The 1,034-nt window shown below is 67.2% G+C and carries 1 protein-coding gene; it reads left to right on the top strand.

Annotated features, from left to right (window positions below; all coding sequences use genetic code 11):
- Positions 1-124 precede the first annotated feature (124 nt).
- Positions 125-1,034: AMP-binding protein (locus tag ACGF5C_RS35285; protein ID WP_393308826.1), on the top strand; the 910-nt coding region annotated here is incomplete at its 3' end.

The raw sequence follows: 1,034 nt of genomic DNA, 5'->3' as shown, positions 1-1,034 counted from the left end.
GACCACCGGAAAAAGCTGCAGGCATGCTCTCGCACCACAGAGCGCCCGCGGGTGAAAGAGAGTCGGGGCCTCACAGGTAACAGCGGCCATGTCGCCGTGCTGCGTGTGCCTCGGAGGAGAAGGAATGACGGACGAGACTTTCGACGATTACCTGGACGAAACCGGGAACATCGCAATTCCCGAGGGCCGCACCCTGGTCGATTACGTCGAGAAGCACACCCGCAACGATGCGAACGATCTTGCGTATCGCTATATCGACTACTCCCGCGAGCGCGACGGGGAGTATCAGGACCTGACCTGGAAGGAATTCGGCGTCCGGCTGCGCGCGGTGGCCGCTCGCCTGCAACAGGTGACCAAACCCGGCGACCGGGTGGCGATCCTGGCGCCGCAGGGCCTGGACTATGTGATCTCCTTCTTCGCCGCCATCTACGCCGGCACCATCGCGGTGCCGCTGTTCGATCCGGACGAGCCGGGCCACACCGACCGCCTGCACGCCGTGCTGGGCGACTGCAAGCCGTCGGCGATTCTGACGGCCAGCTCCTCGGCCGCCGGCGTGCGCCAGTTCTTCCGGCCGCTGCCGGCCGCGCAGCGTCCGCGCATCATCGCCGTCGACGCGGTGCCCGACACTCTCGGCGAGTCTTGGGTGCGGCCGAATCTGGCCGTCGACGACATCGCCTACCTGCAGTACACCTCGGGTTCGACCCGGACCCCGGCCGGCGTGGAGATCACCCACCGCGCGGTCGGCACCAACCTGCTGCAGATGGTTCACGCCATCAACCTGGACTGGAATTCGCGCGGTGTCACCTGGCTGCCGCTGTACCACGACATGGGCCTGCTGTGCGTGATCCTGCCGGCGATCGGCGGTAAGTACATCACCATCATGTCGCCGAGCGCCTTCGTCCGGCGCCCGGGTCGCTGGATCTCCGAGCTCGCCGCGGTATCCGACGGTGCCGGCACCTTCGCCGCCGCGCCGAACTTCGCCTTCGAGCACGCCGCGGCGCGCGGTCTGCCGAAGAACGGCGAAACGCTGGATC

Origin of the sequence: Micromonospora sp. NPDC047620 (genome assembly GCF_043205005.1) — a bacterium.
Classification (GTDB): domain Bacteria; phylum Actinomycetota; class Actinomycetes; order Mycobacteriales; family Micromonosporaceae; genus Micromonospora.
This window is presented reverse-complemented; position numbering and strand designations above follow the sequence as displayed.